The organism is Vibrio sp. 1751 (assembly GCF_033339895.1).
GTDB lineage: Bacteria > Pseudomonadota > Gammaproteobacteria > Enterobacterales > Vibrionaceae > Vibrio > Vibrio alginolyticus.
Genome location: NZ_JAWOVM010000008.1, coordinates 38765 through 53882, shown reverse-complemented (window position 1 = coordinate 53882; position 15118 = coordinate 38765). Strand labels below are relative to the sequence as shown.

Genomic DNA, 15118 nt, shown 5'->3' with positions numbered 1-15118 from the left:
ATAAATCAGATAGCATTCAAAGGGGCAAGGTCGATGATCAACGAGTCCTTCACTCGATTAAATTCTTCACTTTCTATATCGCAGGTTGTGAAGCTTTCCAAGAGTTCTTGCTGTCTCGGTTGTCCAAATGCTAAGCGATAGAGCACAAGTATTTTTTTGACTTCAGCATATTTCGCAACTTCTTTACTCATTGGGTAAGTCGGTACAATTCGTTCAATTTGAGCCTTCCCATGAGGAGTAAACCAGTACGGCTCTAAGTCACTCGTTTTATTCACATCATCATTGGCTGCTTGCGCGAATAGCTGCTCCCAAACATCCGCTTTGTTGCCAAAATCTGGAGTGTAGTTTTCTGCTATACGTTGACGAACAACAAGCGACTTATACCTGTTCACCCGACCTTCTCGTTGCTCAATATCGATAGGGTTGTTGGGTAAGTTCCAATGAACGACTCGACGGCAATACCAATGAAAATCGAGCCCTTCTTGACCTATCGATGTAGAGCTCAACACAAATGGTCGAAATGGGGAGTTAAATGCGTCACGTACATTCACTACTCGTTTCAAGCCACTATCATCATTGAGTTTTTGATTACCGAGCGGAACAGCAAAATGACAACGCATTGTTGTCCTTTTATCTTTTGGCCTTTTTTTCCTATCTTCCCAGAAATGAACATTCGGACTTGAGCTTTGGAGCCCCATAGCATGTTCAAGCTTACTTGTTGCTGCATACACATCACTACCTGATGTCGCGAGTAAATGGCAGTATTCATCTAGCATTGATTGGTAGTTACCATGTGCGCAATAGACCAAGACCTTATACCAAGCAGGTGAAGCCGTCTGTCCAGATAGTAGGGTGTGTTTAACGTTACGTTTGACAATGGGAATAGCGTATTCATGATTAAACAGTCTGGTTGCAAGCTCAGCAAACTGAACAGAGTAACCAACTAATTCGAGTTCAGAGATGCCTTCTGACCATAGCGATTGAATGGTCCTCATTGCGCAGGTGGCAGGGTTAGCCAGGCTTGAATATGCCAGCACTTTGGCTAAATCATCAGGCATTTTACCTAAAGAGAATGACTCACTCCCCTCAAAGTACTGCTTAATTTTGGCAAAATGCTTAATACGACCTTCTGTGTTCAAGCGAGACTTAATCACCTCTAACCAATTCTCGAAATGATCTGTCTTCCCAGCTTGTCGATCCAACAGCATAGGAGCGAGCACGTACCAATCGCTATTGGTCTTGTCATCACTTTCATATCGCTTTAAACCGGCCAATTTGCTCTGGATTAACATGGTTTGTTGAGCCAAAACCTCATCTAGGCTCACATCTAAATACGACACTTCGGCTACCGATTTACATGGATAGAGTAAATGCCATACGTTGAGAGTGGATTTCCCTTCAAATCGAAGCAAAGGTGAATTACCTTTATCGTTATGATATTTAGGCCTTTTCCCCTTCCTCATTAGTACTCGACGTTCGGCCTCATAAGACCACAGACAACTTAAAGCCTTTGGCACAAGCGCCCACGATGAAAATAGCAGCGTCTTAGTAAAATTCTCATTTCCTTTAAATACACCGTCAAATTGGTAATAAGGTTTGCAAGGTGGGGACCAAAGCAAGTTCTCCGGCGAACCTTCGAAAATGACTTTACTTAACGCTTTGATCTTTGCGTTCGGGGCTCTTTGTTCAACGTTCAATTTATAGTTTTGAATGTTGCTACGAGATAACCAAGCGTGAGTGTGCTCTCTGCTTTGGTGCCTTCCAAGCAGCTTTTTTACATCAGGGTTGTTGATATTGCGGTGGTACAGTTCTTTAAAAGCATAACCATTTAAGAAAGACATCGCCCAAGGCGCTGACTTAGCAAACTCGATAAGAGATACACCTCCACGCCCCTTAGGCAGCACTGCGTTTAACGCTTCGATCGCTCGGTAACCTTGGACTTCTTCAACACTAAAGTCAGAACCACAACATAGTTCATTAGAATGAATAAGCTGCTCAAAGCCTTTGCTAATTTGGCTCCGCTCAGTTCTGGCAATATACTCTTGCAGTAACTTTTCGACTGAACGCGCATTCGTATCGCTGATAGACTCAAAACCTGCATTGCCGGACGACAGGACTAACATATCCCCATGAAGCTGATTACGCTTCAGTTCGTATTGAGAAACAAAATTCACATCATTGTGCGATAGAAAATCGAGTAGCTTATGCAATTGTTCATGATGACTGCTTTCATCGTCCTCATCGTTAATTGTCGTCATCGCTTTAAAAGGCGTTGCAGATAACAAAAGTACTTTGGATTTTGCCTTTTTGGCTTTGCCCTTATCACTAAATACCTGCCTAGCAATTAACGACTCTTCGGAATCAGAGCTTTGATCTGTTAAAGACTGAAAACGTTGGAACTCATCTAGGATGAACAAGTCTGCTTGTAAACTTCCAGCACAACAGCGCGCCACCAGTCGACGAATTTCCACTCTAAAATGGTAAAATAGATGGCTAGTTTCATCGATTTCGCCTGAGTCCTTCTTCCAACAATTAGCCAGGTAGAGCGCTGCATCTTGAAGCGATGAAAAGTGTTCTCTTAACACTGTAGACTCACAAGGCTTAGTTAAGCTGCCTTCCAACTGAGATACGACTAACGGATCTGTATCGAAATACTGATCCAGATACCTCAATTCATCTTCCCATCGACCCTCTCTGGTAATCTGATTGGTTTTAAATAGCTCACGAACTGGCTTCACGACTTCACATAAATTCGTCGTTTTAGACAGTAGAACCGCTAAGATCGCTCTTTCCCGGCAGTTACCCGATCCAGCAGTCAACGTAAAAGAAGTCGAAGGGGTTAAGGTACAAACTTCAATAACGTGCTCATCGTTTATTTCAGATTTTTTCGGCTTTAGAGCCAGTTCAACCAAGCGCCCAAATGTTGATGGTTTCACCCATCGCTTTGCATCTTCACCATTAAATAGCGCCAGCTTTTGGCGATTCTCATCTGCCAATGCAAGGTTGGAACAGATATAGATGACACGCATCGGTTTAGTCGTGTTGGACCCTACATGTCTTTTCAGTAATTGAGCGATGACACCTTTCGCGACGATAGTTTTTCCTAACCCCACTTCATCAGCTACAAGTATTCTGTGGCTATGTTCGGGTATTTGATACTTATCTATAACTAGGTCTACCGTTGCCTTTTGAAAATCTTTAAGGCCAGTCAATACACCGTTTAGTTGCTCTAGGATCGCTTGTGTCATTACTTCGTGTTCTTCTTATTTTTACAACTATTTATTAACTACTTGGATGGTACAAATGACGAGAAGACGCCCCATAATGTCTTGAATTCATCTGGAATGATCTTTTCATCGACTTGCGCCTGTAAACGATCAATTCTTTCTAACAAATCCGGACTTAACGCAGCTGCTCGCATCAATTTTTCGTAGATCACACTATCTTTGGTGAAGAACACGCCACCAGCCCCCTCACCGTCTCCCTTGCTCGCACTGTTCATCAAATCTTGCTTACTTGGGTCGATATGTAACAGCATCGCGATATAACTCATAAACTGTGAGCGATTCTCGAGCAATTCATTGGTTATTGCCTTTCCACGGTCCAATTTACAGTTAAATATTATTTCAGCTTGAACGACTAAATTTTTAACCACTGAATCCTTTTCAGATATTTCGAAATGGATCAGCGCACTAATTTGGGAGGGTTTAAGGCTATCCCAAATAACCTCTTGAGCTAGGGCTCGTGGCTGTGACGCACTCAAAATCGAAACCTTAACCTCAAAACTCTCCGGAGTCTCAACCAGAGCCCCATTTAAGGTCAGCTGATATTTGTCATCACCACATAAATCAACTTTGAGCTTCCAATCTGCATTAATTAGGCTGAACTCTAATAAACGAAGTGTTCGATCAGAGTCTTCACCTTCAGTTTCTTCTAATTCGCTGAACTCATGTTTTGTAAATAAGCCGGTGCCATGCTCATTAACCCATTGCTTGATCAGTGAATGAACACCAATGTGATCTTTGGAGCCCATTAAACGAAGCATGAATTCACTATTTCTAGGGCTATTGGTTTCGTCTCCCATCGCTGCTTGAGTCGTATTCGCAGACCCCAGATGCCAGCTAGAAGTGGAATCAGTTTCATCGACAACTAATAACTTTGCATGCAAGTTGAGGTCGTTTTCTACAAATGGGGACTGGTCCATTTCCTCATTTTCTTCTGCATCGATGAGGTGTTCGTTAAGTGCATAGCAGTGCCAACCGTCCAACGCTTTCTCACCCGCCATGTCCAGCTCTTCTTTACGGCTAAATAAGTAACGTTGGTCATCAGGAGCAAAGGTACTGAGCCAATCTAGAGCTCCTATCTTGCCTCCACCTCTGATAAAAGGTGAAACAGCAAGCATGGTTTGATTACCATGCTTTAAACGAATTGGACGCTGTCGTTTATTGCCATCATGAAAAACAGTAGAGAGAAAACCAAGTTCAGTGATGTTATCTGGTTTATCCCAATGCACCCTAACTAGCTCTTCTGGATCAATCACTTCATCAAATGATTGCGCTGATGATCCACGGTAAACCTCATCGAAAAAGTCAATCAATGGACGATTGGCTGGCTTGCGCTTCCCTCTTGATTCTCCATTAATGACAGCGCTGAGATCCCAGCTGCGGTCAAACGTTAAGTTACGTGACAACACTATCAAACGGTATTTCACATTTTTGTTTTCATCTGGGCTTTTGAATCGCAGTAACCACAATTTCGGGTGAAACGACGAAAACGCTGAATTTGACTCTCCTGCGTTTGGAACTACAGGCACTAGGCTGCGTTCCAACAAGCCAAATAAGCTGTTGTACTTATCTGGCAACTTAATATTGCCTTGTTGGTAGAAAACCGTGAGTTTATCTCCCAGCATTCCTAACGCTTCCAACAGCGCTATTCTCATGTGTTCAACCGAGCCTTCTAAGGTATGGCCAAAACACATGGCAATTGGCACCGTCAACAAGGTATTTAGATCCAAGCTATACGTCGTGGCGATAGCACGAGTAAGCTCATAACCCTCGGGAGCAATAAGCTGTTCGCCATAGTCTAAGCGATTTTTATCCGGCACTAACATCTAGCCCCTCCTGGATATCTTGTAAAATGACTCTGGCAGAAGGCCAACGAAACTCCAGTTTGCGCATTCCAACCCACTTTTGATTTTCACTGAGGGCTTTTTTCAGCAAACACCTTGCCCCTTTATTTGCTATCGCTTGCTGCTTAACACATGCATCCAACTTATCTACAGGGGCATTCTCGCGAATCAAGCTACACCAGTTTTCGATAAATTGACGTGTACGATTGTTTGCGCTTTTATGTGGTCCGAAAGCAAACTCATACCAGTTATCGATGCTCTGCTGTTCAAAGCTCGTCGGCTGTTTATGAGCTTGGTTCAACCAAACATCAAACTCATCATTCCATTGTTCAATCTGTTCGATATTTTTGGCACGTTGGGCTATGAGGATGTTGTAACGAATATGCGCGCCTTCAAGAACAAAACTAAATTCCAGCGCTTTTTCAAAACATGTTTTCGTTTGTTCGGAAATAGGAGAGTCTTTTAACTTTTCATAAAGGGCTTCGGCCTGCCAACCATTATGGACATCCATATCAGCCACTTGCAAAGCTTCACCAACAAGGTTGTGCTTGAATAACTGAGCGGGGACACTATGTTCAATCTTACTCGATAGCTGTAGTTTATTTTTGAGGTAATCAGCTTCTTTACGTGTAAGTTTTATTGACACTTGGTTTAACCAAGATTCACAGTAACCATCTGGTTTCGTCATCAGTTGGGCAATATCAGAATACTGCCCATCGTCATCGATATGGGCTTCGCTCTTATTGTTTGCTAGCTCTTGGTACTGATTAACAAACTCTCTTAACGACAGTTCTGTTTTAGCGACGGATAACTGGCGCAGTCCATTCCAGTAGACGGAAGAAGGCTTACGAGCCACTCCTTTCTCTAGGCTGTCTTTGCCAATGATCCCATCAGGCATGTCGTGTTGATGGTTTTCGACTAAGCACCTAGCTAATTTATCTTCTTGCTGGCTAATGTATTCAGCCAGAAGAGGCCGCTCATTAGGTTCTAACTTACGATAATCATGAAAGATATACGGTATAGTGACAAAGTACTTAGCGCGGGTTTGGATAGTAGAAAAACCCGGAAAAAGCTGATCGGCAAAGGCATCCCTGATTTGTCCTATACCCAACTCATCAAGCGTACCTTTCTCTTGTAACATGGATAACACTTGAGATACACGCTCTCGCTCTGTAGATGAAAAATCTATCCAGCCAATTAGACTTCTTTGTCGGCTCACTACTCTCTCACATATTCATATTAATTTTTTCATATAGTAACAGTCACTTAAAGTTCCTGCATACCACATTGTTTCAAGTATTCGAACGTTTCCTGGTCATCACACTTTATGACCAAACCACTGCGCCCACGGCTGAGCAATACCCTATAACTACCCTCCGTGTAATGCTCGTACTGGCGCCTGTCTTCAACCACCAGCTTTCCATTCCTAAAGACCATATCCTGCCCCCAGTTAAACAGCGCAAGTGATAGTTCTAAACCTTGACAACTAAACTCAGTACAAGCCGCTTCAAATTGGCAACATGAATTTCTAGAGCTTGGTGGTTCAACGTACCAAGGACCAATATGTTTACCAGGCTTGAATTTGTCTTTCTGAACTTCCTCAATAAACTTGCCACCTTGGCTGGACATCAACCAGCCTGTTCTAAAGGCGTCTTGAAGCTTGTTTCCTTCGTGCATAGTTTGTTGTAAACCCAGAGCGTAAGTCTCAGCAGTTTGCTTGTTTTTAGTCAGTCGTAATGGATAGTCAGCCTGAATGTCCAAAGCGACTTGTTGTGCTTGGTCAGGATTGTTAGATAGAACCGCTTCAATCCACTTGTCTAAACTTTCCGTATAGGCCTGCCGAATGGGCGTTTTAAGGTAATACACGTCTTTCTTAAGTGGCGTAATGAGCTGCATTTTATCAGCGTGAAGCGATGGCATAATTGGGACTACTTTGCCGTTTTGTGCTCTTATTGCTGCATCTAGGTCTGCTAGCATCTGCTCTAACTGCATCTCATTGCGATGGATCGCTTGACCATCCCCCACCAAAAGCACCAACACTCCAAACGGTTGACAAGCAAGCCAGTTACAAAACAGCATTAACTCAGACGGTGATTGTGATTCTCTAGGGCTTGCTTTGTCCCACGCTCGCTGTGCTTCATCAAATACGACAAAAGTTTCTCTGCGTGATTTTAGTGAGCGCTTCAGATCCTTCTTGAACGGGAGCAGATCTTGGATCATCACTCGACCATCAATGACCTTATCTACAATCCGATTGCCTAGCTGTTTACCACTATACTCTAACGTATGTTGTAGGACCTGAACGAGAGGTCTATTACCAGAAAGAAAAATAGGTTCACTCTGCTTTGCGCTCTCACTACGTGCAATTTCCGCAACAGAACTAATGCCCAGTAGAGTCTTTCCGGCACCAGGGCGCCCATGAACGACAACAACATATCTTTGCTGCTTATCCCTAGCATGCTGATAAAGCTTTAACAGTGCCGCTCGGGCCTGGTCAATATTTTCACCGGCCGAGGTTTTTAGCGTAGGTATTTTAGCGTCGAAAAAGACCTGAGCAGTACCATGCAATATGCTTGGCTGGCGATAAAACTCACCTTTTGCCCACTGGAGTACGTTATAGTCACCAGGTTTACTTAATGACGTTATAAGATGTGACGCTAACTGGGGGGCTAGGCCATCGACTGCGATGTCACACACAACATTTGGGTGTTGGAACGGCTTAGCGCCAGGTTTGGTGAGAACAACAAAGCCATGACCGACTAGGTCAATAGATTCACTGTGATAGCGTCGCATTGTTTGCAAATCAGAGTTTGCTCGAAGAATTTCGTATTCAGAGGCTTCTTGCTTATGTTTGAACTCGACTACAAACAATTCGCCAACTGGAGTAACTAGGTTAACATCCGCCGCTCGTTTTCCGCCTTCACCAATCAATTCTTGTTCAAAGGCTATCCAGCACTTCTCTGGTTCCACTTGAGTTTCTGTAATAACGTGATCAAGGGTAGACGTCATTACATCGTATTCAGTTTCCCAAGCGTAGTGTTGCGCAGGGTCGAGATCTTGCGTCCAACTCAAACTACGATGGAAAGATACTAACGACTCTAGAAAACTAGCTTTGTCTGTAGAAAGAAAGTCTTGCCAAGTCCCATCCCAGCCTGCTTTTAAGTCCACCTTAGGTATCCCTCATAACGTAGACTGAAGCTTTTCAACGGCCGGTATATCAGCCGCAGCCCAATCAACATCCCAAAGTTGGTCTTTGGATAACCAACGAGAGGCAATATGCTCTGTAAGCTCAAGTTCGCGCGTTGGTACCTCAATAACAAAACAATGCATGGTGATATCAAAATCAGGGTAGCTATGCTCAATCGTCAACAAAAACTGTGGTTCAGTAATGGCAATTCTTAACTCTTCATCTAGCTCCCTGGTAATAGCTGCAACAAGCGTTTCGCCTGCTTCTACTTTACCTCCTGGGAACTCCCATTTTTCGCTAACATAATCTAGCTTTGACGGCGCTCTTTGTACGACTAGGAATTCGCCTTCATTTTTCAGTACAGCCGCAACGACTTCAATGCGTTTCTTACTCATTGATTTAGCTCTTCTAACATTTTATTGCTACGAGATTTTAAAACCTCAACATCCTTTGCGTCATCTACGATATGCATTTTCTTGTGGCAATTGGGGCACAATGCGACTGTATTTTCAGCCGTATCGTCTCCACCTTTGGCGAGCCAAACAATATGGTGTGTCTCGAGATATGGCTCGCCTCTCGCATTTTTAAATGGCGCCAGTTGTAGACAAAGTTGGCACTGACCTTTAGCAAGGCGTTTAGCCAATTCTGCTACCCAAATATTTCGTTCGTAGCTGGTGGATTGTTGTTGGTACCGTGTAGCGGTTTTTCCACCTTTCGTCGCCAAAGACTGAAGCTCCTCAAGCGTCAACCTCTTGGCCTTGCGAACTCGGACGCTCTCAACGTTCTCGCGATCTTCTTTTCTAACCTGGCGCTCACCCGTTACAAGCTTTAGAGGGAATATATATGCTCTTCTTGGATTACCTTGTTCATCATCTTGCGTTTCCGAGTACGGTTCACCGTCGAGAACGACTTCGCCAACATAGGTGTATTCTTGGTCCTTAAATACCTCAAATAAGTGAACAGCGACGCCATTGGTTGTCGACTCTGCCAGGGTTTTGTTCTGCTGAAACGTTAAGCTTTGATCGCCTTTTGAGCCCATGCCAGTATAGTGGAGAACGTCACCTACCCATCGGTCATCATAAATAGACTTTATGTGGTTCGATACAATGACCAATGTATTGGTTTTATGTGAGCGGCGCATGCCTCCTTGTGGGCTGCAACCAAATGCATCGCATAATTCAGTGTTATTGAGTTTTGTGCCTATTACAGGTAGTGAGTTAGTATTCATAACTGATTATTATCCTTTTTATTGCTCGCTAACATTGCTGAAATTAGAAATCCGTCATTTCACAGTTGTTCCCAGCCAAACGCTCTCTTGTTCAAGAGCTAAGCCATGTTTCTTCATTTCTGTCATGAGTCCTCGTAACGCTGAAGACTGATCCAAAAGTCTTTGACTGTTTTGTTCGAAAGATTCAAATTCGCGTGCTGTATCATTCCAAAGCTGGTTTTGCCCGTATCGGTTCAGAAGCTCCTTCCAATTCGGTATCATCCAAAACTCTGCTCTTTCTTCTAGCTTCTCTTTTAGGCGGCGGTAGTTATTTAGTCCTACTCCATCATAGTCGGCAAAAAAGTAGACTATCGGCGCTCTTTCTTGCACCGATAGCCAGTCAATCAGTTTGTTGTGTAGCTGCCCTCGGTACCAAATAACAGTAGTGGGTTCGTTATTGGGCAACCAATCTAGTCTGTCAAATAGTGCTTGGTTCTCTACCAGCCAAATAGAATGATGACTGTGAAGGTTTTTATTTCTTTCCCCACCCACTTCAAGCGAAAAAACGCCAAACTCTTCTGTCGCTACATTTAAGTGATCAGTTGGTACTCCAGAAACCTCCCATAACGGATTGGCAACCGTTTTAGCCAGCACGTAGGTCACTTCGTGACCTACTCGTCCTTGTTTGCTGCTGCGTGTGGAGGCTATGTTTGCCGCGCGTTGCGGCACAGTTGGTGACAAGTCTTGGTTTGGTGCCAACTGCTCCAGTGTGACTTTAACGACATCCATATTTTGAATGCAGTAGACAACACCACGGCCTTTAGGAGTAACTTGTACACACTGAGTTTTGCGGATGAACTCTTCAAGCTGCTTCTTCTGAGATGGCGTCAATATGCTTCCGGCGATGGAGTCAGGGTAAACCTCGACTAATCGCGTTAATGCTTTAGCCAATGCCTGGCTCATAGTGATGGCTCCACTTGTGACTGCGGCAGTTCACGGCTCTCTATTGGTTCGAAAATCTGCCAGCTAGTTCGGCTAATATGGTTCTTGCCATTCGCTTGGTGGATTGGAACACAATAACGAGCGGTAGTTAATGGTGCTGGTGAAGCAAATATCAACGCAAAACCGAATTGATCAGCAATCTCTACCAAGTTAGCTTGGTTCTTGGTATCCAGTGCTAACGCCTCATCTAAATAGCATACCGCTTTCATTTGGTGACGTTTATCTTGCATTAGATGGAGCATTGCAAGGCCTGTTACAAGCTTGGCCATCAATACGGTTCCGTTAGAAGCTGCACTATCAATATCTTAAAATGACTCTTGCTGCTGTCCTTGCTTAGCAACCACAAACTCAAGTCTGAACAAGTCTGCCACTCTCAAACCTTGGCGAGCATTACCTTCTTCAATCAGCAGGCTCTTCGCTCGTTCTAACTCCGCATCATCGAGAATACTGCCTTGATCAAACAGCTCGAAACTCTGACCACTTTCGGTTTGCTCTGCTTGCTGTATCAGTACATTCATAGCATCAACAAGCTGACTCTCTTCCACGGGCTCAATTTTGAAGATTTTGAGGTCCGATAGCTGTCTGTGGCTGATTAACCGATTGAAATCCTTCATCTTACTTTGCAGAGCATAAAGGCCACTGCGCAATTCTCTTAGACTCGCGGTTACATTGACCACGGCCGACCGAGCACGTCTTTCCAATGCTTTCTTCTCATTATCTAAACAATGACTGAATTGAATGATGCCTTTTAACTCTTCATCCTGAGTTTGAGCCACCTGAAACTTGGTAAGCCCGTGTTGGATCAAGTCATTTTTCATTTGGCGTAATTCCTTGGACAGCTTATCGAGGTCCTTACAATCCTCAATGTACTGTTCAAGACGAACGGGCAGATACTCCAGAGACCATTCATCCATCACGATCCAAGGGGTATGCGGTTGCTCCGAAAGCATACTGAACAACGCTTGGTCATCTATTCTCAGATTTTTTAGCTTTTCAACACTTTCATCGTCCGAAGCAAGCTTATTTAGCTTATCGGTAACCTCACCTATCTGGCTTGTATACGCCTTGTATTTTTCATCTGCATTCTCAAAAGCTGTGTTAATCGCTTCTAGCTGATTCTCAAGTGCCAGTTTTTGTTCTGTTCGCTGTGACTGGTCTTTTGTTAGTTGTTGCAGGTGTTGATAGTCCTTCAAGTCCTGTTCACACTGTTTTACTACGTCATTTAATTCGTTCTTTTTCCTCTCAGCTGCGTCACTTTCTCTAATTACTTCAATCAGTTGTTTAAGTTCCGTTATTTGCTTATTAACATCATCTATTTCCTCCACCAGCTCCTGCTCCGTTTTTTGAACATGCTGAGGAATAAGCTCATCAAGAGACAGTTTTAAACCTGAAAGCGAAAGTTGCTCAGAAGATTCACCACTGAGCACGTTTCGAAACTGGTTGATGTCAAACGAATACTGCGAAGGTGGCAGTTGCATCACTTGTTGGCTAAGTACTTTGTTCAGATTTTCTAACTCATGTGCATTGAGCACTTTAGAAAGATGAAGGTATAAATTGTCTTCTATCGTTTGATGATGAGACTGCAACCTTTGTAGCTGCTCTTTTTTTTCTTGCAACTGATTACTAATCGAAGCAAAGGAAGAGCGTTGTGATTGAACACACAATGCGGCCTGCGCGTCATATTGTTGCTCAGCAGACTTTAATTGACTCTCCAAAAACTCTTGATCCGGAATCAAGGTAAATCGTTGTTCTAGTTCTTGATGTTGCTCTTCGGTACATTTTAAATCTGCAAGTTTATTGGTTATTTCCGTGCGCTCTCCTGCACGTGCGATATCCTGGCTTCGTAACTCACGTTGTGCTTCTTCAAGCTTCGCCTTTTGCGTTGATAGATTTTCGGTCGTCGTTTTAACGTGACCATGCCAATCTTGCAGCAGCTCATTCACTTTAGGTTGGCATACAGCAATCTTTCCTCTTAGCGACAAAGTACGCTCAAACTTTTGCTCGAGATCTTGAATCATTTCCAGATTATGAACGGCAGCTAAGTACTGCTCACGTTCTAGATTAATGTCTTGAAATGCTTTCTCCCACTCCTGCTTAAAATCGATGCTGGAATTGGGTAGCTCTCGACTAAATATCTTCAACAAGTAGTCTTTCACATCACTGGAATTAAGCTTATCGAGTCTTAGTGTTTTGGTGAGTACTTGCTGGAATGAACGTGCGTCGCTCACATGCTCAAGTTTGAATACCGTAAAATCGATGTCACTAGTTTTATTACTTTTCGCACCGCCGTAAATCGAGTGCCGAAACTCTTTATCATTGAATTTATAGACTCGATGTTTCTTTGTCGCTAAATGATTAACTAACTTTGGTTGAGCAACGATGTTGCCATCATCCAAACGAAAATCATCTAAATTCAATTCCCCCTTGTAGGCGAAGTACTCGTAATCATAGCCTACCCCTTTACCAACACACCCAAACACTACGGTGCCAGTTTGCGGTAAGATTACTTCTAGCAAGATGTAAGCGCTGTTATTCGGGAAGTAAAAACGGCGAGCCTTCTCTAATGTATGAGAGCCGAAATCCATTCTTCTTTGATCGATGATAAGCAGAAACTGGAGTGCGTTGATTAGGCTTGTTTTGCCATGGTTATTTGGAGCAATTAGTGACACAGATTCATCAAGAGGAAGTTCTGCTCGCTTGTACCCAGCACTGCCAATTAACGCTAAACGTTGAAAACCGTAACTTAGCATGATTCACCTTCCTCATAAGCCGCTACATCGCTGCCAGATGCTTGTTCAGTAATAGCTTCGAAATGGTCTAGGTAGCGATATACCGAAGGCAGCAAACGCCAATGATTGTTCTCTTTATCTGCAAAGCCTTTTCGCACTGCGTTGTCGAGTATCTTTGCTAACGCATCTTTGTCGAGCTCTTCTGCATCCAAAAGCCCTTGGTACTTTTCATAAACCTCATCTAGCAAGGTATTATCAATCGTCCATTGGTAGAACTGACCAAGGGAACGGCCGCTATCAGCTTGAAGGTCAAATATCACCATCAGCAACAGCGCTAACTGGCGTGATTGTTTATTGATGTTCGGATTACCATCGTCATCGTGGAACCAAGCAAAACCACGCCCATCAATACGCAAGTCAAAACCTAAGCTAGTAAATAGGTGCTGATACTGCTCTGCTTGTTGTTCCAGCTCATGCCAAAGAGCTGCATCTATCGAGCGATTAAGGTGTCGCCCGGAGTTAAAGAGGTTAAATAGCTCTGTTAGATGAGCAAGCTCATTTAAATCGATTTTGCTAATTTGCATTATCAACATCCTTTGCATTTGTTGAGCTAGTCAACTTTATTTCATGAGGGTGGTAAGTTACGGCTACTGTGTTCAGCGCTGTGGTATTTGAATTCTCTCCTATAGTGCTCTGCCACTGAGGTTCACGGACAAGCTCGTGATAGAGTCGCAACAGCTCAGCATCTGGTAAATGCTGATAGTTTCCTCTAAGCCATGTCATTAGGTTCGCTACTGGTAATGCGTCAATAAGTTGCTCTCTCAGAAGCTTCTCATCAACCCAATTGAACATTGGACTCTCTGGCATTTCCTCTTCATCAGGGAACGGAATAGAGCTAGGCTCAAAGTCCATGATTTCTGCCATCAACTCACGCACCTCATTACCCAACTGAATTTTGGTGACTCTGCTACTTTTCCACATTGGCAAACCTTCGGCGTTCAGCCCTCGCGCTAGACCCTTTTTACGAACTTGGCTAAGCTGCTTACTTATCACCGCAGAAAGCTGATTATGCTGCCTGGCTTCCTCTCTCAATGGCAACAAGGTATCGGCACATTGCAGAGCAATGACTCGGCCATGGTAACGAAGATCTTTGACTTGATAAGCTATCTGACGCATTGCCAGTCTTTGTTGATACAAAGCTCCACGCATGGAAAGTATATCAACGGCAGTATCGAGTGCTTCTTCCGCCTTTTCTAATAAGGGGTAAAAACTGCCGCCAAGACCGCTATCCATCATTTCGTTCATAGGCTCAACGTATTGATCATACACTTCTAAGACCTCACGATAGCGACGTTCAATAGGCACACTGGTGTCCGCCGATTTCGCCAATTCAGCTATTTCAAATATTGCTTGTTTGTCTTGTGTCAACTGCTGGGTAATTTTTCTAACCAGTTCTGACAGCCTGTTCGCACCAGTACGAAGTAAATCATTGTCCGACCCATCAAGCCCTTCTAACACTTGGCTGGTGGCGTCTTTAATCGCATCAACTCGCGCTTTAAGTACCGCTGATAGACCTAACTCATGCTCCTGGGTTAAGCCTCTGACAAAGTCCACAACTAGCGTATTTAGCTGATAGTCGCTACTGCGATTGATAGGCTGCAGTATGTCTGCATTAACCAGACTGGTGAGCACAGTATTACTTTCCACATGTTTATTTTTGTACTGATTGATCACCTGCTCAAGTAATCTCAGCTCAAATGCTGGAAACTCTCGTGAGAGCCGAGTTAACTGCTCAACCACCTCCCAATGTTGATGTAGCTGAAAAGTGAGACTTTTAGGTGCGGCCATTGAAACCTACTTCATGC

The 15118-nt window shown here is 43.6% G+C and carries 11 protein-coding genes; all 11 read right to left on the bottom strand.

Going from position 1 to position 15118, the window contains the following annotated elements:
- Nucleotides 1-5: 5 nt before the first annotated feature.
- The 11 genes from R7041_RS05025 to R7041_RS04975 are packed head-to-tail and all read right to left on the bottom strand — an operon-like array spanning nt 6 to nt 15101.
- On the bottom strand, nt 6-3248 hold the full coding sequence (locus tag R7041_RS05025) for a DEAD/DEAH box helicase (RefSeq protein WP_225467780.1): 3243 nt from the start codon (nt 3246-3248) through the stop codon (nt 6-8).
- Between the two features lie 38 nt (nt 3249-3286).
- A complete protein-coding gene (locus R7041_RS05020; RefSeq protein WP_225467782.1) occupies nt 3287-5110 on the bottom strand; it encodes a phospholipase D family protein in 1824 nt (607 codons plus the stop codon).
- Nucleotides 5094-6347 carry a DUF6361 family protein gene (locus tag R7041_RS05015; protein WP_225467784.1) on the bottom strand — a complete coding sequence of 418 codons (1254 nt, stop codon included), beginning with the start codon at nt 6345-6347 and terminating at the stop codon, nt 5094-5096. Before R7041_RS05015 ends, R7041_RS05020 begins: the two co-directional genes overlap by 17 nt.
- A gap of 47 nt (nt 6348-6394) precedes the next feature.
- The gene (locus R7041_RS05010; protein WP_225467786.1) at nt 6395-8296 is read right to left on the bottom strand and encodes a DNA/RNA helicase domain-containing protein; all 1902 of its coding nucleotides are present in this window, start codon (nt 8294-8296) and stop codon (nt 6395-6397) included.
- A gap of 12 nt (nt 8297-8308) precedes the next feature.
- The gene (locus R7041_RS05005) at nt 8309-8710 is read right to left on the bottom strand and encodes a (deoxy)nucleoside triphosphate pyrophosphohydrolase (protein WP_225467788.1); all 402 of its coding nucleotides are present in this window, start codon (nt 8708-8710) and stop codon (nt 8309-8311) included.
- The gene (locus R7041_RS05000; protein ID WP_213961343.1) at nt 8707-9543 is read right to left on the bottom strand and encodes an HNH endonuclease signature motif containing protein; all 837 of its coding nucleotides are present in this window, start codon (nt 9541-9543) and stop codon (nt 8707-8709) included. The genes R7041_RS05005 and R7041_RS05000 overlap by 4 nt, the downstream gene beginning before the upstream one ends.
- A 54-nt stretch (nt 9544-9597) precedes the next feature.
- A complete protein-coding gene (locus R7041_RS04995; protein ID WP_225467790.1) occupies nt 9598-10485 on the bottom strand; it encodes a Wadjet anti-phage system protein JetD domain-containing protein in 888 nt (295 codons plus the stop codon).
- Nucleotides 10482-10793 (bottom strand): hypothetical protein, encoded by a 312-nt coding sequence (locus R7041_RS04990; RefSeq protein ID WP_225467792.1) that lies wholly within the window; start codon nt 10791-10793, stop codon nt 10482-10484. Before R7041_RS04990 ends, R7041_RS04995 begins: the two co-directional genes overlap by 4 nt.
- A 36-nt stretch (nt 10794-10829) precedes the next feature.
- Complete coding sequence (locus R7041_RS04985; protein ID WP_225467794.1) at nt 10830-13274, bottom strand: hypothetical protein; 2445 nt, start codon at nt 13272-13274, stop codon at nt 10830-10832.
- Nucleotides 13268-13837: a DUF4194 domain-containing protein gene (locus tag R7041_RS04980; protein WP_225467796.1), complete on the bottom strand. Its 570-nt coding sequence runs from the start codon at nt 13835-13837 to the stop codon at nt 13268-13270. The genes R7041_RS04985 and R7041_RS04980 overlap by 7 nt, the downstream gene beginning before the upstream one ends.
- A complete protein-coding gene (locus R7041_RS04975; protein ID WP_225467798.1) occupies nt 13827-15101 on the bottom strand; it encodes a hypothetical protein in 1275 nt (424 codons plus the stop codon). The genes R7041_RS04980 and R7041_RS04975 overlap by 11 nt, the downstream gene beginning before the upstream one ends.
- Between the last annotated feature and the right edge of the window lie 17 nt (nt 15102-15118).

What these genes read in the sequence shown, in the direction of transcription:
- R7041_RS04975 (WP_225467798.1), bottom strand. Translation starts at nt 15,101, where the DNA reads ATGGCCGCACCTAAAAGTCTCACTTTTCAGCTACATCAACATTGGGAG.
- R7041_RS04985 (WP_225467794.1), bottom strand. Translation starts at nt 13,274, where the DNA reads ATGCTAAGTTACGGTTTTCAACGTTTAGCGTTAATTGGCAGTGCTGGG.
- R7041_RS05000 (WP_213961343.1), bottom strand. Translation starts at nt 9,543, where the DNA reads ATGAATACTAACTCACTACCTGTAATAGGCACAAAACTCAATAACACT.
- R7041_RS04980 (WP_225467796.1), bottom strand. Translation starts at nt 13,837, where the DNA reads ATGCAAATTAGCAAAATCGATTTAAATGAGCTTGCTCATCTAACAGAG.
- R7041_RS05020 (WP_225467782.1), bottom strand. Translation starts at nt 5,110, where the DNA reads ATGTTAGTGCCGGATAAAAATCGCTTAGACTATGGCGAACAGCTTATT.
- R7041_RS04990 (WP_225467792.1), bottom strand. Translation starts at nt 10,793, where the DNA reads ATGGCCAAGCTTGTAACAGGCCTTGCAATGCTCCATCTAATGCAAGAT.
- R7041_RS04995 (WP_225467790.1), bottom strand. Translation starts at nt 10,485, where the DNA reads ATGAGCCAGGCATTGGCTAAAGCATTAACGCGATTAGTCGAGGTTTAC.
- R7041_RS05005 (WP_225467788.1), bottom strand. Translation starts at nt 8,710, where the DNA reads ATGAGTAAGAAACGCATTGAAGTCGTTGCGGCTGTACTGAAAAATGAA.
- R7041_RS05025 (WP_225467780.1), bottom strand. Translation starts at nt 3,248, where the DNA reads ATGACACAAGCGATCCTAGAGCAACTAAACGGTGTATTGACTGGCCTT.